The organism is Streptococcus oralis subsp. tigurinus, from assembly GCF_002356415.1.
GTDB classification, from domain to species: Bacteria; Bacillota; Bacilli; order Lactobacillales; family Streptococcaceae; genus Streptococcus; species Streptococcus oralis_F.
In genome coordinates this window covers 1,270,021-1,291,729 of record NZ_AP018338.1, presented here as the reverse complement: position 1 = coordinate 1,291,729, position 21,709 = coordinate 1,270,021, and the positions used below count along the sequence as shown (strand labels likewise).

General features: G+C 41.0%; 12 protein-coding genes and 1 pseudogene. 12 read left to right on the top strand and 1 reads right to left on the bottom strand.

Annotated elements, in window-relative coordinates:
- Positions 1-2 precede the first annotated feature (2 nt).
- From STO1_RS06520 to STO1_RS06500, 5 genes are all read left to right on the top strand, one after another.
- On the top strand, positions 3-5,861 hold the full coding sequence (locus STO1_RS06520) for a ZmpA/ZmpB/ZmpC family metallo-endopeptidase (RefSeq protein WP_096422481.1): 5,859 nt from the start codon (positions 3-5) through the stop codon (positions 5,859-5,861).
- Between the two features lie 74 nt (positions 5,862-5,935).
- Positions 5,936-7,657: an aminodeoxychorismate synthase component I gene (gene pabB, locus STO1_RS06515; protein WP_096422479.1), complete on the top strand. Its 1,722-nt coding sequence runs from the start codon at positions 5,936-5,938 to the stop codon at positions 7,655-7,657.
- A gap of 104 nt (positions 7,658-7,761) precedes the next feature.
- Positions 7,762-8,562, top strand: coding sequence for an excalibur calcium-binding domain-containing protein (locus tag STO1_RS06510; protein ID WP_084939028.1), 801 nt, complete (start codon positions 7,762-7,764; stop codon positions 8,560-8,562).
- Positions 8,563-8,673: 111 nt separating this feature from the next.
- Positions 8,674-9,633, top strand: a complete 960-nt coding sequence (locus tag STO1_RS06505; protein ID WP_061588066.1) for an ROK family glucokinase — start codon at positions 8,674-8,676, stop codon at positions 9,631-9,633.
- A 98-nt stretch (positions 9,634-9,731) separates the two neighbouring features.
- Positions 9,732-10,571: a thymidylate synthase gene (locus tag STO1_RS06500; protein WP_061588067.1), complete on the top strand. Its 840-nt coding sequence runs from the start codon at positions 9,732-9,734 to the stop codon at positions 10,569-10,571.
- 149 nt (positions 10,572-10,720) lie between these two features.
- On the opposite strand, the gene STO1_RS06495 is transcribed toward STO1_RS06500, so the two are convergent.
- Positions 10,721-10,891 carry a DUF3042 family protein gene (locus tag STO1_RS06495; protein ID WP_001051782.1) on the bottom strand — a complete coding sequence of 57 codons (171 nt, stop codon included), beginning with the start codon at positions 10,889-10,891 and terminating at the stop codon, positions 10,721-10,723.
- Positions 10,892-11,011: 120 nt separating this feature from the next.
- Between STO1_RS06495 and miaA the strand changes: the two genes are divergently transcribed.
- The 7 genes and pseudogenes from miaA to STO1_RS06460 all read left to right on the top strand — a co-directional run.
- Positions 11,012-11,896, top strand: coding sequence for a tRNA (adenosine(37)-N6)-dimethylallyltransferase MiaA (miaA, locus tag STO1_RS06490; protein WP_061588068.1), 885 nt, complete (start codon positions 11,012-11,014; stop codon positions 11,894-11,896).
- Positions 11,889-13,127 (top strand): GTPase HflX, encoded by a 1,239-nt coding sequence (gene hflX, locus STO1_RS06485; RefSeq protein WP_096422475.1) that lies wholly within the window; start codon positions 11,889-11,891, stop codon positions 13,125-13,127. The genes miaA and hflX overlap by 8 nt, the downstream gene beginning before the upstream one ends.
- Positions 13,120-13,743, top strand: coding sequence for a cystathionine beta-lyase (locus tag STO1_RS06480; RefSeq protein ID WP_096422473.1), 624 nt, complete (start codon positions 13,120-13,122; stop codon positions 13,741-13,743). Before hflX ends, STO1_RS06480 begins: the two co-directional genes overlap by 8 nt.
- Before the next feature lie 14 nt (positions 13,744-13,757).
- Positions 13,758-14,687: a ribonuclease Z gene (rnz, locus tag STO1_RS06475; RefSeq protein WP_096422471.1), complete on the top strand. Its 930-nt coding sequence runs from the start codon at positions 13,758-13,760 to the stop codon at positions 14,685-14,687.
- 28 nt (positions 14,688-14,715) lie between these two features.
- Positions 14,716-15,207 (top strand): DUF7832 domain-containing protein, encoded by a 492-nt coding sequence (locus STO1_RS06470; protein ID WP_096422469.1) that lies wholly within the window; start codon positions 14,716-14,718, stop codon positions 15,205-15,207.
- Positions 15,208-15,235: 28 nt separating this feature from the next.
- Entirely contained in the window at positions 15,236-15,991 is a 756-nt protein-coding gene (locus STO1_RS06465; protein ID WP_096422467.1) for an SDR family NAD(P)-dependent oxidoreductase, read from the top strand.
- 249 nt (positions 15,992-16,240) lie between these two features.
- Positions 16,241-21,475: pseudogene (locus STO1_RS06460) on the top strand (Ig-like domain-containing protein); the annotation flags it as partial.
- Between the last annotated feature and the right edge of the window lie 234 nt (positions 21,476-21,709).

The window sequence follows — 21,709 nt, the reverse complement described above, 5'->3', positions numbered from 1 at the left end:
GAATGAGAAAAACAAAACAACAACTAGAAAAAATCACCAAATATTCGATTCGTAAGCTCACTGTTGGGGTAGGTCCTGTAGCCATCGGGGCCTTCCTTTTTGGTGTCAGTACCCTTTCAGTAGATAAAGTGCATGCCAATGAAGCTGGCGGTGCTCATAGTGTTCATTACCGTTATTTGGCGGAGCAGGAATTGACCGAGTCTGAAAAAGCCTTGATTCGCCATGAGGTTCCTACAGAATTTCAAGATGAAGATATTCTCTATGTAGTTTATCGCAAGAAAGCAACTAACAGTCAACAACTTCCTTACACAGGAAGTAAAGAACTAGCCTTGGCTGGTCTTGGCTTGGCAACAGCCTCACTAGCAGTCTTTTTGGTATCCAAAAAAGGTCGCAAAGAGGTCCTAGGTGTTCTCTTGATTGGTTCTTTGGGAGCCAGCACTTTTGTACCTTATGGGACATTTGCATTTGAAAATAAAGAATTGCTTTCTTATAACCAAACTATTTCGGCCTCTACACATGAAGGTTTGGCTGAAGGGATTATCCATATTGATGGCTATGAATACATTGGTTACTTCAAGGAAGCAGAACTCCACCCATCAAAACCAGCTTCAGCTGAGAACTCTCAGTTGCCAGTAGAAAAGCAAAGTTCAAAAGAAATCGAGAAGACAGAAGTAGTTCAAGAGACACCGACTGTCACTCCTGAAACTGTTGTCGAGAAACCTCTAGTACAAACTCCAGTTGCTCCTGCTGTTGAAGAAAAACCAGTTTCTGAGAAGCCTCAGACTAAGCAGGAAGAGAGCTTGGTAGAGATTCCTTTTGAAACAGTCACAAGTCCAGATGCGAATCTAGCAGAAGGACAGACTCGTATCGTAACAGCTGGAGTAAATGGTAAGCGTCGTCTTGTAACCAAAGTATCGATGGTTAATGGTCAAGAAGTTAGAGAAGTTATCGAAGATCAAGTGGTTCAAAATCCTGTGTCTCAAGTGATTGTGGTCGGAACTAAGAAAGAGGTGCAACCTGCCCCAGCTCCAGCACCACAAGCTGAACCAACTCACCAAGTAGCTAAAGGTACGCAAGAAGAAGGCAAAGAAGGTCAATTTTTAACGCAACCCGAATTACCAGAGGTTACAGTAGAGTCTAAAGGAACTCAAGAGGCAGGTAAAGAAGGTCAATCCTTAACGCAACCATCCTTACCAGAAGCTACGGTCGCAGTTAAAGGCACTCAAGAGGAAGGCAAGGAAGGTCAAGCTCTTGTACAAGAACAGTTACCTGAGTACAAAGTAACTGAGGGAACCCTTGTTGAAACATCGACTACAGACCTAGACTACAAAACTGAAACGACTGAGGATCCAACCAAGTATACGGACGAAGAAACTGTTGTAAGAAATGGTGAAAAAGGAAGTCAAGTTACTAAAACAACTTATAAAACAGTAGAAGGTGTTAAAACTGACCAAGTTCTTTCAACTAGCACAGAAGTTACCAAGGAGCCTGTAAACCAACAGGTAAGTCGTGGGACAAAACCAATTGAAGGAACTCTTGTAGAAGAAAGTCTTGAAAAGATTCCATTTAAGGAAGTTGTTAAAGAAGATGACCAACTGAAAAAAGGCTTAGAAGTTGTAGCTCAAGAAGGAAAAGAAGGCCAGAAAAAAATCACCAAGACCTTTAATACCATTAAGGGAGTTAAAACAGAGGACGCTCCAAAAGTTACAGAGGAAATCCTTGAGGCACCTCAAGACAAAATTTTGAAACGTGGTACCAAGACCTTTGAAAAACCAGTATTGACCATCACAGCAGTTGAGCCTAAGGATTTGAAGCGTATTTCAGATGTTAAATATAGTCTAGAAAATCCAAGTAAGGCAGCCATTAAATCTATTACCTTAACTCTGAAAAAAGGTGATGAGATTGTCAAAACCTTGAATGTTTCACCAGACGACTTGACAACTACCCTGACAGATTTACAGTACTACAAGGATTATAAACTTGAAACGAAGATGGTTTATGACCGTGGTGAGGGTGATGAGGAAGAGGTTCTGAAAGAAGAACCGCTAAGACTTGATCTTAAAAAAGTTGAAATCAAAAACATCAAAGAAACAAGCTTAATGAGTGTGGATGATGCTGGTGTTGAAACAGATAAGAGCTTACTTACTGAAAAACCGACAGACGTTGCTCCACTTTACTTACGAGTGACAACTCATGATAATAAGACAACAAGACTTACGGTAAGTTCTGTTGAAGAAGTGGTTGTCGATGGAAAAACATTGTACAAAGTGGTAGCAAAAGCTCCAAACTTAGTTCAACGTAGAGCAGATGATACTTTCAGTGAAGAGTATGTTCATTACTTTGAAAAACAAAAATTAAAAGAAGGTAATGTATATTACAACTTCAATGAGCTTGTAAAAGATATGCAAGCTAACCCAACGGGTGAGTTTAAACTTGGTGCGGATCTTAATGCTGCAAATGTTCCGACTCCGAATAAACAATACGTGACGAACATTTTTAAAGGTAAGTTGTATAGTGAAGGTGATAAACGTTATACCATTCACAATCTAGCTCGACCATTGTTCAACCGTGTTGAAAATGCTCATATTCATGACATCAACTTTGGTAATGTGAATATCAATATGCCGTGGGCTGATAAAACCGCTCCACTTGGAGATATGTTTAAGAACTCAACGATTGAGAATATTAAGGTTACGGGTAATGTGGTTGGTAATAACGACGTTACAGGTATGGTCAACAAACTAGATGAATCCAATATGCGTAATGTAGCCTTTATCGGTAAAATCGAAAGCGTGGGTAACAAAGGTTGGTGGTCTGGTGGACTTGTAAGTGAAAGCTGGAGAAGCAATGTAGATAGTTCTTATGTTGAAGCTGACATTAAAGCCAACAATGCTAAATTTGGTGGATTGATTGCCAAAGTCAACCATGGTGGAAATCCAAATGATGTTAAACAAAAAGGTCGTTTAACTAAATCTGTGGTCAAAGGGACATTGACACTCAAAACCAATAATCAAAGCGGTGGTTTAATTCACGAAAACTATGACTGGGGTTGGGTTGAAAATAACGTCAGCATGATGAAAGTGACAAATGGTGAAATGATGTATGGTTCAGGGTCAGTTGACTCAGGTGACCCATACTTCGGATTTGATTACTTCAAGAACAATGTGTATGTGAACGATGTTGCATCAGGTAACGTTTCTTATAACCGTTCAAAACAGATTAAGGGTGTCGACCAAGCAGAAGCGGATAAACGTATTGCTTCGTTCAATATCACAGCCGATAAATATGAAATCACACCATATTTGACTGATAAATTAAATCACGTAGCGTATAAAGAAGACACGTACAAAACTACTCAAGATTATAATGCAGAACGTGAACTTGCTTACCGAAATGTTGAAAAACTTCAACCGTTCTACAATAAAGAGTGGATTGTGAATCAAGGTAATAAGACTCCTGAAGGATCTAAATTATTAACTACAGAAGTATTATCTGTGACAGGTATGAAAGATGGGCAATTTGTAACTGACTTGTCAGATGTTGATCATATTATGATTCATTATGCTGATGGTACTAAGGAAGAAAAAGTTGTCACACGTAAAGCTGATTCTCAAGTCCAACAAGTTCGTGAATATAGTATCGAAGGTCTTGGTGACGTCGTTTATACACCGAATATGGTTGTTAAAGATAGAACACAATTAATCAACGATATTAAAGCAAAATTAGCAGGTGTTGAATTGATTTCACCTGAAGTGCGTGCGTTAATGGACAAACGTAACAAACCAGCTGAGAATAGTGACAATCATAAGAACAATTACATTCGTAACTTGTTCCTTGAAGAAAGCTTTGAAGAAACGAAAGCTAATTTAGATAAATTAGTCAAAGCTTTAGTTGAAAACGAAGACCATCAATTGAATAGTGATGATGCGGCTATGAAAGTTCTTCTTAAAAAAGTGGAAGACAATAAAGCTAAGATTATGATGGGTCTTACTTATTTAAATCGTTATTATGGATTTAAATACAATGATATGAGCATTAAAGACCTTATGATGTTCAAGCCTGATTTTTATGGTAAGAACGTTAGCGTTATCGATAGATTGATTCAAATTGGTTCACGTGAACATTTCTTGAAAGGGGATCGAACTCAAGATGCTTATCGTGATGTGATTGCGGGAGCAACAGGTAAAGGTAATTTAAATGACTTCTTAACATATAACATGAAACTCTTTACAGAAGATACTGATATGAATGTATGGTATAAGAAAGCTATTTCTCATACTAACTATGTAGTTGAGAAACAATCATCTAACCCTGATTTTGCTAATAAGAAATATCACTTATATGAAAACTTAAATAACGGTGAACATGGTCGATACATTTTACCACTTCTTAATACGAAGAAGGCTCACATGTTCTTAATTTCAACGTACAATACGCTAGCGTTTAGTGCATTTGAGAAATATGGTAAGAATACAGAATCTGAACGTGAAGCGTTTAAGAAAGAAATCAATTTACGTGCACAAGAGCAAATTAATTACTTAGACTTCTGGTCAAGACTTGCTGCTGATAATGTACGTAATCAATTGTTGAAATCTGAAAATATGGTTCCATCAGCAATTTGGGATAACCAAGATGTTCCAGGTAATGGATGGGCTGACCGAATGGGTCATAATAAGAATGGTGACTATGCTCCAGTTCGTGAGTTCTATGGACCTACAGGTAAATGGCACGGATATAACGGTATGGGTGCGTATGCTTATATCTTTTCTAACCCACAAAATTCAGAAGCTGTATACTACATCATTTCTAGTATAATTAGTGATTATGGTACATCTGCATTCACTCACGAAACGACTCATATCAATGACCGTATGGCCTACTTAGGAACATGGCGTCACCGTGAAGGGACAGATATTGAATCATTTGCTCAAGGTATGCTACAATCACCATCTCTTACAAACTATAATGGTGAATATGGTTCACTTGGATTAAATATGGCGTACGAACGTAAAAATGATGGTACACAAATTTATAACTATGATCCTAATATGTTAAGTAGTCGTGAGAAGATTGATCACTACATGAAGAACTATAACGAATCAATGATGATGCTTGATTACTTAGAAGCAGAATCTGTCATCAAGAAAAATACTGGAACTAACGATAAGTGGTTCAAGAAAATCGATAAGAAATATCGCGAAAAAGCGAGCTATAATAAGTTAGAAGGTGCACCACACCAATGGGATTTAGTTCGTGATTTAAATGATGATGAGAAGAGTATGAAACTGACAGCTATTGATCAACTTGTAGATAACAACTTCGCTACTAAACACGGGCTACCAGGTAATGGTCATTACCGTACTGAAGGATTCGATTCTGCTTATACTGTTGTGAATATGATGACTGGTATTTACGGTGGTAACACAAGTAAGAGTACGGCTGGCTCAATCTCATTCAAACACAATACATTCCGTATGTGGGGCTACTACGGTTACCTTGATGGATTCTTAGGGTATGCATCTAACAAGTATAAACAAGAATCTAAAGCAGCCGGTAACGTAGGTCTAGGTGATAACTTTATCATCCAAAAAGTTTCTAAAGGTAGATTTAATACATTAGAAGAGTGGAAGAAAGAATGGTATAAAGAAGTCAGAGCTAAAGCTGAGAAAGGTTTTGTAGAAATTGAAATTGATGGTCAAAAGATTTCAACATATGAAAAACTTCAAGAGCTATTCGATGCTGCAGTTGAAAAAGACCTTCAAGGTAATAAATTTGATAATACAGTGAATCTTAAATGGAAAGTTTACAAACAACTCTTGCAGAAATCAGACGGATTTACTGGAGATTTATTCACTAAATAGTAGATAGGACTAGTAAAATGAAAAAAGGTAGATCAGCTTTGTCTGTATCTGCCTTTTTGTGCTATACTTAAGATATGCATAGAAAAACAGTGATTGATTTTAAAGCTTTGGGCGAGAGATACATCTTTACCCAGCCGATCAAAGAGTTAAAAACGAGAGATTTAGCAGAAGTGACGGACCTGCTGGCACAAGTGGAAAGCTACCAAGAGCAAGGTTATTATGTGGTGGGCTACGTCAGCTATGAGGCTGCACCTGCTTTTGAGGAGAAATTAGCAGTTCATAAAGCTCCTTTACTGGCAGAGTACCTGCTTTACTTTACCGTTCACGATAGGGTGGAAACATCCCCTATTCCTCTGACTTATGAGGAAGTAAATCTGCCTTCAAAGTGGCGAGAACAAACATCTGCAGAGAACTATGAAAAAGCTATTTCCCAGATCCACCATCATTTGCGACAGGGAGACACCTATCAGGTAAATTACACTGTCCAACTCAAGCAAGACTTAAGTGCCAATCCTTTTGCTATCTACAATCGCATGGTGGTAGAACAGGAGGCGGGTTACAATGCCTATGTTGAACATGATGAGATGGCAATGATTTCCATGAGTCCAGAACTCTTTTTTGAGCAAAATGACCGGGAATTAACGACTCGCCCAATGAAGGGAACAACCCAGCGGGGACTGACTGACCAAGAAGACCTTGCCCAAGCTAGCTGGTTGGAGCAAGATCCTAAAAATCGCTCTGAAAATATGATGATTGTGGATCTCTTGCGCAATGATATGAACCGTATTTCTGAAGTGGGTAGTGAGCATGTGGAGCGTCTGTGCCAAGTGGAGCAGTATTCGACTGTTTGGCAGATGACTTCGACCATCAAGAGTCAGTTGCGAGAGGATGTGGACTTGGTTGCCATTTTTCGCTCTCTCTTTCCTTGTGGATCTATCACAGGAGCACCGAAAATTGCGACCATGGAAATCATCAAGGACTTGGAGCCTCAACCGCGTGGAGTCTACTGCGGAACGATTGGTCTCTTACTTCCAAATGGGCGACGAATTTTCAATGTCGCCATTCGGACCATTCAACTGCATCGAGGGAAAGCCATATATGGAGTGGGTGGTGGCATTACTTGGGATAGTACTTGGGAATCTGAATACCGAGAGGTTCATCAAAAGGCGGCTGTTCTCTATCGTAAACAAGCACGTTTCCAATTGATTACAACTGGTAAAATCAGCCAAAAACAATTGCTGTTTGAAGATCAACATCTGGAAAGACTGACAAAGGCGAGTCGTTATTTTGCCTTTCCTTTTGATCCAGAAGAACTGAGACAAAAGATAGAGGAAGAGTGTCAAGCTTGTGATTCCCACCAAGACTACCGCTTGCGAATTAGTCTCAGCAAGTCTGGAGAGATGGAAGTCAGTCGCCAAATCTTAAGCCCCCTTAGTCCAAGCTTCTACAAAGCTAAACTCTTCCTGCAAGAAGCAGATTTGAATCAATCATTTACTTACTTTAAAACAACTCATAGACCACACTTAAGTCTAGGGGAACGGGAAATCATTTACCATAATGCAGCAGGAGAATTGCTTGAAACCTCTATTGGAAATCTGGTCTTAAAAATTAATGGTAAACTCTACACACCGCCTATCAGACTTGGAATTTTGCCAGGAATTTACCGTCAGCATTTGTTGGAAACAGGACAGGTAAAAGAGAAAATTATGACTTTGGCAGACTTGAACCAAGCAGAAGCTGTCTATGGCTGTAACGCAGTCAGAGGTTTGTATGAGTTGGAAGTGAATTCTAAATAAACTTCATAAACTAAAAAACATAATGGATATGTTGAATTGTTTGAATTGTTGGATTAAGTTTGATAAAATAAGAGGAAAACGATATCATTTTATGGGAGGAAATGATGAAAAAAACAGTTCTTTTTAAAGCTGGTCTAGCTAGCTTTTCTGCGTTGATGATGCTCGCTCAACCGACTTTTGCTAATGATACAATTCACTTTTCAAATTGTACAGAAGCGTGGGAAAATGGCTATTCTGATATCCATAGAGGAGAGCCTGGATATTCTTCAAGACTAGACAAAGATGGTGATGGAGTTGCCTGTGAACGCTCAAAAGCTCCTCGAGGTGTTTTTAAACCACGCCAATCTAGTCTACAGAATAGAGTTTCTTCTAGTGGATGGGTTAAGCAGGATGGATATTGGTATTATTATTCTGACAATGGTAATCCAGTAACCAATTCTTGGAAAGGAGATTACTATCTCAAATCAGATGGAACAATGGCTCAGAGTGAGTGGATATATGACTCATATTACAAAGGATGGTATTATCTCAAATCGGATGGTTCATATGCACGAAACACATGGATAGGAAGTTACTACCTTAAAGCAAACGGAAAGATGGCTCAAAGTGAATGGATTTATGATTCATCATACCAAGCTTGGTATTATTTGAAATCAGATGGATCCTATGCCAAAAATGCTTGGCAAGGCGCTTTTTATCTCAAAGTGAACGGTAAAATGGCTCAAAGTGAATGGATTTATGACTCTTCTTATCAATCCTGGTACTATTTGAAATCAGATGGTTCATACGCTCGTAATACTTGGCAAGGGAATTACTATTTGAAATCAGATGGTAAAATGGCTAAGAATGAGCGAGTTGATGGAGGCAGATACTATGTAGATGGTTCTGGCCTTTGGAAACCATAAATCAGAATAATTTCTAGGAAGTTAATGCAAACCTTTGCACAAAGTTGACGATTTTGTTATACTATATCTGTAAGCATTTTCAATTAATTCATAATGAAAAAGGAGAATATGATGAGTCAAAAGATTATTGGGATTGACCTTGGTGGGACATCTATTAAGTTTGCAATTTTAACTCAAGAAGGAGAAATCCAAGAAAAATGGTCTATCAAGACCAATATTTTGGATGAAGGAAGCCATATCGTAGATGATATGATTGAGTCTATTCAGCATCGTTTGGACTTACTTGGATTGTCAGCTAAGGATTTCCGAGGCATTGGAATGGGATCACCTGGTGTGGTTGACCGTGAAAAAGGGACTGTTATTGGTGCCTATAATTTGAACTGGAAAACCCTTCAACCGATTAAAGAAAAGATTGAAAAAGCATTGGGTATTCCGTTCTTCATCGACAATGATGCCAACGTAGCTGCTCTTGGTGAGCGCTGGATGGGCGCTGGTGACAACCAACCAGACGTTGTCTTTATGACACTTGGTACAGGTGTTGGTGGCGGTATCGTGGCAGAAGGCAAATTGCTTCACGGTGTTGCTGGTGCTGCTGGTGAGCTTGGTCACATCACTGTTGACTTTGACCAACCAATCGCATGTACCTGTGGTAAAAAAGGCTGTCTTGAGACAGTTGCTTCAGCAACAGGGATTGTCAACTTGACTCGTCGTTATGCAGATGAATACGAAGGCGATGCAGCTTTGAAACGCTTGATTGATGACGGAGAAGAAGTAACTGCTAAAACTGTCTTTGATCTTGCAAAAGAAGGAGACGACCTTGCCTTAATCGTTTACCGTAACTTCTCACGTTACTTGGGAATCGCTTGTGCCAATATCGGCTCCATCCTCAACCCTTCAACAATCGTTATCGGTGGTGGAGTATCAGCTGCGGGAGAATTCCTTCTACAAGGCGTGCAAAAGGTTTATGATGAAAATACCTTCCCACAAGTACGCACATCCACTAAATTGGCTCTTGCAACTCTAGGAAATGACGCTGGAGTTATCGGAGCAGCGTCGCTTGTATTGCAATAAGATAATAAAAGGGGAAAAACACTATTTTAAAACTAGTGATTTTCCTCCTTTCTTTTTTTATGCTATACTAGTTAGGACAATAAATGAGGTGAGAGTAAATGACAAAAGCAGATACGATTTTTAAAGAAAATATTGAACGAATCCTCAAAGACGGCGTCTTTTCTGAACAAGCACGTCCTAAGTACAAGGATGGGACTGTTGCCAACTCCAAGTACGTAACGGGTGCCTTTGCGGAGTATGATTTGGCCAAAGGGGAATTTCCCATCACAACCTTGCGTCCGATTGCAATCAAATCTGCTATCAAGGAAGTACTCTGGATCTACCAAGATCAGTCTAATAGCCTAGAAGTGCTGAATAGCAAGTACAATGTTCACTACTGGAATGACTGGGAAGTGGGAGATACGGGAACCATTGGTGAACGCTACGGTGCGGTCGTTAAGAAACACGATATCATTAATAAGATTCTCAAGCAGTTGGAAGCCAATCCCTGGAACCGTCGCAATATCATCTCACTCTGGGATTACCAAGCATTTGAGGAGACAGATGGTCTTCTTCCATGCGCCTTTCAGACCATGTTTGATGTCCGTCGGGTTGATGGAGACATCTATCTGGATGCGACTTTGACCCAGCGTTCGAATGATATGTTGGTGGCCCACCACATCAATGCTATGCAGTATGTGGCTCTTCAGATGATGATTGCCAAGCATTTCGGCTGGAAGGTTGGAAAATTCTTCTACTTTATCAACAACCTTCATATCTATGATAATCAGTTTGAACAAGCAGAGGAATTGCTCCGTCGTGAGCCGTCAAACTGCCAACCACGCTTGGTTTTAAATGTTCCTGATGGGACTAATTTCTTTGATATCAAAGCCGAAGACTTTGAGTTGGTTGACTATGATCCAGTCAAGCCACAGCTGAAGTTTGACTTAGCTATTTAATACTCTTCGAAAATCTCCTCAAACCACGTCAGCGTCGCCTTACCGTACTCAAGTACAGCCTGCGGCTAGCTTCCTAGTTTGCTCTTTGATTTTCATTGAGTATAAAAGAAAATAAAAAGAAGTTGAGATTTCTCAACTTCTTTTGTTGCTTAATGTGATACGCGGCGGCGAGCTGCTTTTTTGCGGTTTTCTTCGATGAAAGCTGCTTTTTGCTCTTCTGGCTCAATCACTTTCTTTTTAATTGCGTATACTGCACCTGCAACGGCAGCGACAGTTCCTGCGACACCTGTTACAAGACCTTTAGCGAATCCTTTAGCCATGAGTCTTCCTCCTTTACCTTCCCGATCAGCCAGACTCCTTAAGTGGTAGCATTTTTCTGACTGACCTTTTTGTGATATAATAATAGTAACGAAAAAATGGAAATTTTTCAAGGAAAAAAGATGAAAACAAAAATAATTGTGATTGTTGGACCGACTGCTGTTGGGAAGACAGCCCTTGCTATTGAAGTAGCCAAGCGCTTTGGTGGAGAGGTGGTCAGTGGTGACAGTCAGCAAGTATACAGAAGACTAGATATTGGGACGGCCAAGGCTAGCCCAGAGGAGCAAGTAGCTGTTCCTCATCATTTGATTGATGTCAGAGAGGTGACCGAGTCTTACTCGGCTTTTGATTTTGTTTCAGAAGCTAAGAAGGCTATTGAGGATATTCAAAACCGTGGCAAGCTAGCCATTATCGCTGGAGGCACAGGCCTTTATATCCAGAGTTTGCTGGAAGGTTACCATCTAGGTGGGGAGACACCTCATGAGGAGATTTTAGCCTATCGAGCTAGTTTAGAGTCTTATTCAGATGAGGAATTAGCCCATCTTGTGGAGCAAGCAGGTCTTGAAATTCCTCAGTTTAACCGTCGTCGAGCTATGCGAGCCTTGGAAATTGCCCATTTTGGTCAGGATTTGGAAAATCAAGAGACTTTGTATGAACCTCTGATTATCTGCTTAGATGATGAGCGTAGTCAGCTTTATGAACGTATCAATAACCGAGTGGATCTGATGTTTGAGGTTGGGCTTTTGGATGAGGCTAAGTGGCTTTTTGACCACTATCCATATGTTCAAGCTGCCAAAGGCATTGGCTACAAGGAACTCTTTCCTTATTTTCGTGGGGAGCAGACTTTGGATGAAGCTAGCGAGAGTCTCAAACAGGCGACGCGTCGTTTTGCTAAGCGCCAGCTGACCTGGTTCCGTAATCGCATGCAGGTGACCTTTTATCAGATAGGTGAGTCTGGCGTGAAAGAGCGTATTCTAAGCCAGATTGAGGAGTTTTTAAATGATTGAAACGGAGAAAAAAGAGGAACGGGTCCTGCTCATTGGTGTTGAACTGCAGGGCATGGACAATTTTGACCTCTCCATGGAAGAGTTGGCTAGTCTGGCTAAGACTGCTGGGGCAGTCGTAGTAGATAGTTACAGACAAAAACGTGAAAAATATGATTCCAAGACTTTTGTTGGCTCGGGTAAGTTGGAAGAAATTGCACTGATGGTAGATGCGGAAGAAATTAGCACTGTCATCGTCAATAATCGCTTGACTCCACGGCAAAATGTCAATTTGGAGGAAGTTCTCGGTGTCAAGGTCATTGACCGTATGCAGTTGATTTTGGATATCTTTGCCATGCGGGCTCGAAGCCATGAAGGAAAACTCCAAGTTCATTTGGCCCAGCTTAAGTATCTCTTGCCTCGCTTGGTTGGTCAAGGGATTATGCTTAGTCGTCAGGCAGGTGGAATTGGTTCCCGTGGACCTGGTGAAAGCCAGCTGGAGCTGAACCGTCGTAGCGTTCGCAATCAAATCACAGATATCGAGCGCCAACTCAAGGTGGTTGAGAAAAATCGGGCGACTGTCAGAGAAAAACGTCTGGAGTCCAGCACCTTTAAGATTGGTTTGATTGGTTACACCAATGCTGGGAAATCAACCATCATGAACACCTTGACCAGCAAGACCCAGTATGAGGCTGATGAGCTGTTTGCGACCCTGGATGCGACGACAAAGAACATCCATCTGGGGGGCAATCTTCAGGTTACCTTGACTGATACGGTTGGCTTTATCCAAGATTTGCCAACTGAATTGGTGTCAAGTTTTAAGTCAACCTTGGAAGAAAGCAAGCATGTAGACCTTCTAGTTCATGTCATTGATGCTAGCAATCCTTATCATGAGGAGCATGAAAAAACGGTTCTGTCTATCATGAAAGACTTGGACATGGAGGATATTCCTCGCTTGACCCTTTATAATAAAGCGGATTTGGTGGAGGATTTCACGCCTACCCAGACACCTTATGCCCTCATTTCTGCCAAGTCGAAGGATAGTCGTGAGCAGCTGCAAGCTTTATTTTTAGAAAAAATCAAGGATATTTTTCAACCCTTTACCCTGCGCGTGCCTTTTTCCAAGTCCTACAAGATTCATGATTTAGAAAGTGTGGCAATCCTGGAAGAGCGCGACTATCAAGATGACGGTGAAGTGATTACAGGCTACATTTCTGAGAAAAATAAATGGAGGTTAGAGGAATTTTATGACTGATATTAAAACTTTGGCTCTAAAGTATGGAGGTTATACAAGTCTGGATAAGGTCTATCTAGATCAACTTCTAGCTGGCAAAACAGAGCAAGAGCAGTTGGCTCTCATCATACCTCCCCCCAGCGTAGTGAATGCCTACTTTGCTGAGCTCTACCAGAAAAAGAGTCCTCAAGCTGCGACTGATTATTTTGCAGAACTTTCTCAGGAACTGAATCTCTACAACGCTGAGCCAAGTTTCATTATAGAAAACAAGCCCTTTATTCGCCTCAATCTATCAGGAAAATCCTTTGGTTTTTGCTATGAGAGTCAAGAACTAGGTCGGATTTTCTCAGAAGCTGAGGAAGCAATCACTGCTGACTTGCTCTTTGAAATTGCGCAAATTTTCCCCCATCAACTCGTCTTTGAAGAGTCTGGAAAGATTCATATGAAGGAGCTTGGAGAGGAAAAAGTCGTCTCTGTGGAGAGTTTGACTCCTTTAACGGATTTGGAAAGCTTGGCTGATGGTCGCAAGCGTCTCAAAGGCTATAGCCAAGAGGATTTACTACAAAAAGCTAGATCTTTTTCTGGCAAGCGCTATTTCCGATCGGAAAACCGCACAGCTATGTTATATATTGATTAATTAGAAAGTATCGAATGGATATTCAATTTTTAGGAACGGGGGCTGGTCAGCCCTCTAAAGCCCGCAACGTTTCAAGCCTCGCCCTCAAACTCTTGGATGAGATTAACGAAGTCTGGCTCTTTGACTGTGGCGAAGGTACGCAAAATCGTATTTTAGAAACCACGATTCGACCCCGTAAGGTCAGCAAGATCTTTATCACTCACTTGCACGGAGACCATATCTTTGGATTGCCAGGATTTCTCTCTAGCCGTGCATTTCAGGCCAATGAAGAGCAGACAGATTTGGAAATCTATGGACCTCAAGGGATCAAGTCATTTGTCTTAACTAGCCTTCGTGTGTCCGGTTCTCGTCTGCCTTACCGCATTCATTTCCATGAGTTTGACCAAAATTCTCTTGGGAAAATCCTTGAAACCGATAAATTCACTGTGTATGCAGAGGAACTGGACCACACTATTTTCTGTGTTGGTTATCGTGTCATGCAAAAGGATCTTGAAGGTACCTTGAATGCTGAAAAACTTAAGGCTGCTGGTGTTCCATTTGGCCCACTTTTTGGAAAAATCAAAAACGGTCAGGATGTTGTTCTAGAAGATGGGACTGAAATCAAGGCAGCTGACTATATCTCAGCTCCCCGTCCTGGTAAGATTATCACCATACTTGGTGACACCCGCAAAACCAATGCTAGTGTGCGTCTGGCTGTTAACGCCGATGTCCTAGTCCATGAGTCCACATATGGCAAGGACGATGAGAAAATTGCCCGCAATCACGGTCACTCAACCAATATGCAGGCTGCACAAGTAGCGGAAGAAGCAGGAGTCAAACGCCTCTTGCTCAACCATATCAGTGCCCGCTTCCTATCAAAGGATATTAGTCAGCTTAAGAAAGATGCTGCTAGTGTCTTTGAAAATGTTCATGTCGTCAAAGACTTGGAAGAAGTTGAGTTATAATGTTATAGTTCGTTGAGAGAGAAATAAGATGACTGTTGAAAATCGTTTATTAGATAAAGCGGATTGGTATTTTGAAAATGCATTAACCAATTACTTGCACAGCTATCAATTACACAAAGAAGAGCTAACTCAAAAAGATTATCGGGAGATTTATCGTTGGGCTGCGAACCATATCGGTTTTTTCGTTACTTGGCTCACCCAGCATGATGCCAAAGAAATGATGTCTACTGATGAAGAAACGATATTCCAAAGTGTAAAAGACGAGCAAACTTTGGGTGTTGATTATCTTTTAGACTGGTGCGATGGTAAATTGGGAACAATGGATATCAAAAAGGATTTTCAGGCTTTTGTAAATGACTATTATGAACATCAGTATATGGCTGATTATTCCGAATTTGTAGTCAATGACTTATATGACTTGCCTTTAGAATTTTTAGGTAGCTGGGAGGATTATCATCTGTCTGCACCTGCCATTGATCAAGCTTATGCTCATTATTTAGCTGGAAAAAGATTTCATTAAATTGACCAATACTTTGAAAGGAATAGAGATGCGAACCTTCATCATCACGGGGGCAAGCGGTGGCTTAGCCCAAGAAATGGTCAAACTCTTGCCAAATGACCAACTGATCTTACTAGGTAGAAACAAGGAAAAACTAGCACAACTCTACGGAAATCATCCTAATGTGGAATGGATTGAAATCGACATTACTGATGACTCAGCCATAGAAGCTTTGGTAGCTGACCTCTATCTCCGTTATGGCAAGATTGATGTCTTGATTAACAATGCTGGATATGGAATTTTTGAAGATTTCGACCGGATCTCTGATCAAGACATTCACCAGATGTTTGAGGTCAATACCTTTGCTCTGATGAATCTGTCTCGTCGTCTTGCGGCTCGAATGAAAGAAAGCCGAAAAGGCCATATCATCAATATCGTCAGCATGGCAGGTTTGATAGCGACTAGCAAGTCCAGTCTCTACTCAGCGACCAAGTTTGCAGCTATTGGTTTTTCCAACGCTCTGCGCCTCGAACTCATGCCTTATGGAGTCTATGTGACAACAGTCAATCCAGGACCGATTCGTACTTCCTTTTTTGACCAGGCAGACCCAGATGGTAGCTACCTCAAGTCGGTTGACCGATTTCTCTTAGAACCAGATGCGGTTGCTAGAAAGATTGTCAAAATCATAGGAAAAAACAAACGGGAACTCAATCTCCCAGTTTTGTTGAATCTAGCTCATAAGTTTTATACTTTCTTTCCAAAGCTAGCTGATAAGTTGGCAGGAGAAACTTTTAATTATAAGTAAAAAAGTTCCTTTTGTACGGAACTTTTTTATAATATCTAACTGAGTGCCAAAAAAATGTTTGTTTTTGTCCTAAATCTACATTCACATTTTTTGAATCTTCTACAAATTTTAGAAAAAACAATCAAAAATATGATTTTTGTGTTTAGGGTATTGAAATTTCCTATATTATTTTATAAAATAAGGATAAAAGGCTATGAAAAAAGTAATAAGCTTACAAAGAAATGGAAGCGGTTACTAAAGGAGGATTTTATGGAAAAAGGCTTTTGGAATCGTAAAAGAGTCTACAGTATTCGTAAGTTTGCTGTAGGAGCTTGCTCTGTCATGATTGGAACCTGCACTGTTCTATTTTGAGGAAGTGTCGTTGGAGCATCACCTGTTTTTGCGGATGAAACTCCTATTGCGCACACTGTAGAACAAGCAAAGGAAGAAAGTCCAGCAGTGGAGGAAAAACAGGATCAAGCAGTAGCAGAGAAGAACGTGGCTGCAAGTGTGGATCAAAGCCAAGCAGCTCCCATTGAAGCAAGTAAACCAGAGGTGAAAGAAGATGAAGCTATAACTCTGAAAGAGGAAAAAGCATCTTCTAAACCTGAGGAAAATGATCCAAAGGTAGAATCACAAGCTTCAAGTCAAGAAAAGCCTGTTAAGGAAGATTTGAAAGCTGCGACAAATGAAGAAGTAAATCAAATGATTGAAGACAGAAAAGTGAATTTTAATCAAAATTGGCACTTTAAACTCAATGCGAATCCTAAAGAAGCTGTGAAATCAGATGCTGACGTATCACCATGGCAAAAATTGGATCTCCCACACGACTGGAGTATCTTTAACGATTTTGACCATCAGTCACCTGCCCAAAACGAGGGTGGACAGCTCAATGGTGGTGAAGCTTGGTATCGCAAGACCTTTAAACTTGATGAAAAAGATCTCAAGAAAAATGTTCGAGTGACCTTTGATGGTGTCTACATGGACTCTCAAGTCTATGTCAATGGCCAGTTAGTGGGGCATTATCCAAATGGTTATAACCAGTTCTCATACGATATCACCAAATACCTTCACAAAGATGGTCGTGAGAATGTGATTGCTGTCCATGCTGTCAATAAACAACCAAGTAGCCGTTGGTACTCAGGTAGTGGTATCTACCGTGATGTGACCTTGCAAGTGACAGATAAGGTTCATGTTGAGAAAAATGGAACAACCATCTTAACACCAAAACTTGAACAACAGCAACATGGCAAGGTTGAAACTCATGTAGCCAGCAAAATCGTCAATACAGATGATAAAGACCATGAATTGGTTGCAGAGTATCAAATCGTTGAACGTGGTGGTCAGGCTGTGACAGGTTTGGTTCGTACAGCGAGCCGTACCTTGAAAGCACATGAATCAACAAGCCTTGATGCGATTCTAGAAGTTGAAAGACCAAAACTCTGGACAGTTTTAAATGATAAACCTGCCTTGTACGAATTGATTACGCGTGTTTACCGTGACGGTCAATTGGTTGATGCTAAGAAAGATTTGTTTGGTTACCGTTACTATCATTGGACTCCAAATGAAGGTTTCTCTTTGAATGGTGAACGCATTAAATTCCATGGTGTTTCCTTGCACCATGACCACGGAGCGCTTGGAGCAGAAGAAAACTATAAGGCAGAATACCGTCGTCTCAAACAAATGAAGGAGATGGGCGTTAACGCCATCCGTACAACTCATAACCCTGCAAGTCCACAGACCTTGCAAATCGCAGCAGAACTTGGTTTGCTGGTTCAGGAAGAGGCCTTCGATACTTGGTATGGTGGTAAGAAACCTTATGACTACGGACGTTTCTTTGAAAAAGATGCTACTCACCCTGAAGCAAGAAAAGGTGAAAAATGGTCTGATTACGATCTTCGAACAATGGTAGAAAGAGATAAAAACAATCCTGCTGTTGTTATGTGGTCTATTGGTAACGAAATCGGTGAAGCCAATGGTAATGCTCACTCTCTTGCAACGGTTAAACGCTTAGTAAAAGTGATTAAAGATGTTGATACTACACGTTATGTTACTATGGGAGCAGATAAGTTCCGCTTTGGTGATGGTAGTGGTGATCATGAGAAGATTGCTAATGAACTGGATGCGGTTGGTTTCAACTACTCAGAAGACAACTACAAGAAACTTCGTGCGAAACATCCAAACTGGTTGATTTATGGTTCAGAAACATCTTCAGCAACCCGTACGCGTGGCAGCTATTATCGTCCTGAACGTGAATTGAAACATAGCAACGGACCTGAACGTCATTACGAACAGTCTGACTATGGTAATGACCGAGTTAACTGGGGTAAAACGGCAACAGATTCATGGACTTTTGACCGTGACAATGCTGGCTATGCTGGACAGTTTATCTGGACAGGTACGGACTATATCGGTGAACCTACACCATGGCACAACCAAAACCAAACTCCCGTTAAGAGCTCTTATTTTGGAATCGTAGATACAGCCGGTATTCCAAAACATGACTTCTATCTCTACCAAAGCCAATGGGTTTCTGTCAAGAAGAAACCAATGGTTCACCTTCTACCTCACTGGAACTGGGAAAATAGAGAATTGGCATCGAAAGTTGAAGATTCAGACGGAAAAATCCCAGTTCGTGCTTACTCAAACGCTGCAAGTGTTGAATTGTTCTTGAACGGTCAATCTCTCGGAGTTAAGAAGTTTAACAAAAAACAAACCAGTGATGGCCGTACCTACCAAGAAGGCGCCAATGCTAAGGAACTCTATCTTGAGTGGAAGGTTGCGTACCAACCAGGTACCTTGGAAGCTGTAGCTCGCGATGAAGCTGGAAAAGAAATTGCACGTGATAAGATTACGACTGCAGGCCAACCAGCGGGTGTTCGCCTCGTCAAGGAAGGACACGCAATCGCATCAGATGGAAAAGACTTGACTTACATCTACTACGAAATCGTAGACAGTGAAGGAAATGTGGTACCAACTGCCAATAATTTGGTTCGTTTCCAATTGCATGGACAAGGTCAACTGGTCGGTGTTGATAATGGGGAACAAGCCAGCCGTGAACGCTACAAGGCGCAACCAGACGGTTCTTGGATCCGCAGAGCCTTTAACGGTAAAGGTGTTGCCATTGTCAAATCAACTGAACAAGCAGGTAAATTCACACTAACAGCCCATTCAAATCTCTTGAAATCGGACCAAGTCACTGTCTTTACTGGTAAAAAAGAAAACCAAGAAAAGACCGTTCTCGGAACAGAGGTACCAAAAGTACGTACTGTTATTGAGAAAGAACCGAAAATGCCGAAGACAGTCGGTTTTATCTACAGTGATGGCAGTCGTGAAAAACGTCCAGTAACTTGGTCTTCAGTTGATGTGAGCCAAGCAGGAGTTGTGACTGTTAAAGGTATGGCAGACGGACGTGAAGTTGAGGCCCGTGTCGAAATTCTAGCAATTGCGAAAGAACTACCAACTGTTAAACGTGTTGCTCCAGGAACAGACTTGAGTGCTGTTGATAAATATGTTTCTATCTCTGTAACGGATGGAAGCGTTCAAGAATACGAAGTTGATAAGTGGGAGATTGCGGAAGCAGATAAAGCTAAACTGTCAGTTGCAGGATCACGTATTCAAATGACTGGCCAACTGGGTGGTGAGACTATTCACGCAACTCTTGTGGTTGAAGAAGGAAGTGCTACAGCACCTGTAGTGCCAACTGTTACTGTTGGCGGTGAAGCAGTCACTGGTCTTACTAGCCAAAATCCAATGCAATACCGAACTCTTGCTTATGGTGCCCAATTGCCAGAAGTCGTAGCCAGTGCTGAAAATGCGGATGTTACCGTAGTCCAAGCAAGTGTAGCAAACGGCATGCGTGCAAGCATCTATGTTCAACCAAAAGATGGTGGCCCTCTTCAAACCTATGCAATTCAATTCCTTGAAGAAGCACCGAAAATTGACCATTTGAGCCTACAAGTAGAGCAAGCTGACGATCTCAAAGAAGACAAGACAGTAAAATTGTCGGTTCGAGCTCATTATCAAGACGGAACACAAGCAGTTTTACCAGCTGATAAAGTAAGCTTCTCTACAAGTGGTGAAGGTGAAGCCGCAGTTCGTAAAGGAATGCTTGAGTTACATAAGCCAGGAACAGTCACTCTCAAAGCAGAATATGAGGGGACTACAGGTCAAATCGATCTTACGATCCAGGCTAATACTGAGACGAAGGTTGCGCAATCTATCCGTCCAGTAAATGTAGTCACAGATTTGCATCAGGAACCAAGTCTTCCAGTAACAGTAACAGTTGAGTATGACAAAGGTTTCCCTAAAGCCCACAAAGTCACTTGGCAAGCCATTCCAAAAGAAAAACTCGATCACTATCAAACCTTTGAAGTTCTAGGTAAAGTTGAAGGAATTGATCTTGAAGCGCGTGCTAAAGTATCTGTAGAAGGTATCGTTTCAGTTGAAGAAGTTAGTGTGACAACCCAAATCGCAGAAGCACCGCAATTACCAGAAAGCGTTCGTACCTATGATTCAAATGGTCACGTTTCATCAGATAAGGTTACTTGGGATACGATTCGTCCAGAGCAATACGCCAAGGAAGGTGTCTTTACAGTTAATGGTCACCTAGAAGGTACGCAATTAACAACTAAACTCCATGTTCGCGTATCTGCTCAAACTGAGCAAGGTGCAAATATTTCTGACCAATGGACCGGTTCAGAATTGCCACTTGCCTTTGCTTCAGACTCAAATCCAACTGATCCTGTTTCAAACGTCAACGATAAATTGATTTCCTTTAATGACCGCCCAGCTAACCGTTGGACAAACTGGAATCGTAGTAATCTAGAAGCTTCAGTCGGTGTCCTATTCGGAGATTCAGGTATCTTGAGCAAACGTTCAGTTGATAATCTAAGTGTCGGATTCCACGAAGACCATGGAGTTGGTGCACCGAAGTCTTATGTGATCGAGTATTATGTCGGTAAGACCGTTCCAACAGCTCCTAAAAACCCTAGCTTTGTAGGTGAGGAAAACCATGTATTTAACGATCCAGCCAACTGGAAACCAGTTACCAATCTCAAAGCACCAGCTCAATTAAAAGCTGGAGAAATGAATCACTTTAGCTTTGATAAAGTTGAAACCTATGCTGTCCGTATTCGTATGGTTCGACTTGATAGCAAGAAAGGAACATCTATCACAGAGGTACAAATCTTTGCGAAACAAGTTGCGGCAGCCAAACAAGGACAAACAAGAATCCAAGTTGACGGTAAAGACTTAGCAAACTTCAATCCTGATTTGACAGACTACTATCTTGAGTCTGTAGATGGCAAAGTTCCTGCAGTAACAGCAAGTGTTAGCAACAATGGTCTCGCGACAGTTGTTCCAAGCGTTCGTGAAGGTGAGCCGGTTCGTGTCATCGCGAAAGCTGAAAATGGCGACATCTTAGGTGAATACCGTCTACACTTCACAAACGATAAAGACCTACTCTCTCGTAAACCTCTTGCTGCGGTTAAACAAGCTCGTTTGTGATAAGATGTGTATAGGTCATTTATGTTAGTTCCTTTCAGACAAATGTGGTGTTTATCTGAGCCTAACATAGATGGCTTTTTCTGTCTAGCTTAATTTTACAAATTGGGATAATTAATCAATAAGATTCTTGCTGCTGATTATCGTGTTACTTTTCATTATAGAATCTTAGGGAACTTTCTAAAAAGAAGTCAGAATTCTTGTTTATCATTGAAATAATAGCCTTGATTTGAT

Coding starts and splice junctions, on each gene's coding strand:
- STO1_RS06495 (WP_001051782.1), bottom strand. CDS start 10,891: ATGGCTAAAGGATTCGCTAAAGGTCTTGTAACAGGTGTCGCAGGAACT.
- rnz (WP_096422471.1), top strand. CDS start 13,758: ATGGATATTCAATTTTTAGGAACGGGGGCTGGTCAGCCCTCTAAAGCC.
- STO1_RS06465 (WP_096422467.1), top strand. CDS start 15,236: ATGCGAACCTTCATCATCACGGGGGCAAGCGGTGGCTTAGCCCAAGAA.
- STO1_RS06500 (WP_061588067.1), top strand. CDS start 9,732: ATGACAAAAGCAGATACGATTTTTAAAGAAAATATTGAACGAATCCTC.
- STO1_RS06470 (WP_096422469.1), top strand. CDS start 14,716: ATGACTGTTGAAAATCGTTTATTAGATAAAGCGGATTGGTATTTTGAA.
- hflX (WP_096422475.1), top strand. CDS start 11,889: ATGATTGAAACGGAGAAAAAAGAGGAACGGGTCCTGCTCATTGGTGTT.
- miaA (WP_061588068.1), top strand. CDS start 11,012: ATGAAAACAAAAATAATTGTGATTGTTGGACCGACTGCTGTTGGGAAG.
- STO1_RS06510 (WP_084939028.1), top strand. CDS start 7,762: ATGAAAAAAACAGTTCTTTTTAAAGCTGGTCTAGCTAGCTTTTCTGCG.
- STO1_RS06520 (WP_096422481.1), top strand. CDS start 3: ATGAGAAAAACAAAACAACAACTAGAAAAAATCACCAAATATTCGATT.
- pabB (WP_096422479.1), top strand. CDS start 5,936: ATGCATAGAAAAACAGTGATTGATTTTAAAGCTTTGGGCGAGAGATAC.
- STO1_RS06505 (WP_061588066.1), top strand. CDS start 8,674: ATGAGTCAAAAGATTATTGGGATTGACCTTGGTGGGACATCTATTAAG.
- STO1_RS06480 (WP_096422473.1), top strand. CDS start 13,120: ATGACTGATATTAAAACTTTGGCTCTAAAGTATGGAGGTTATACAAGT.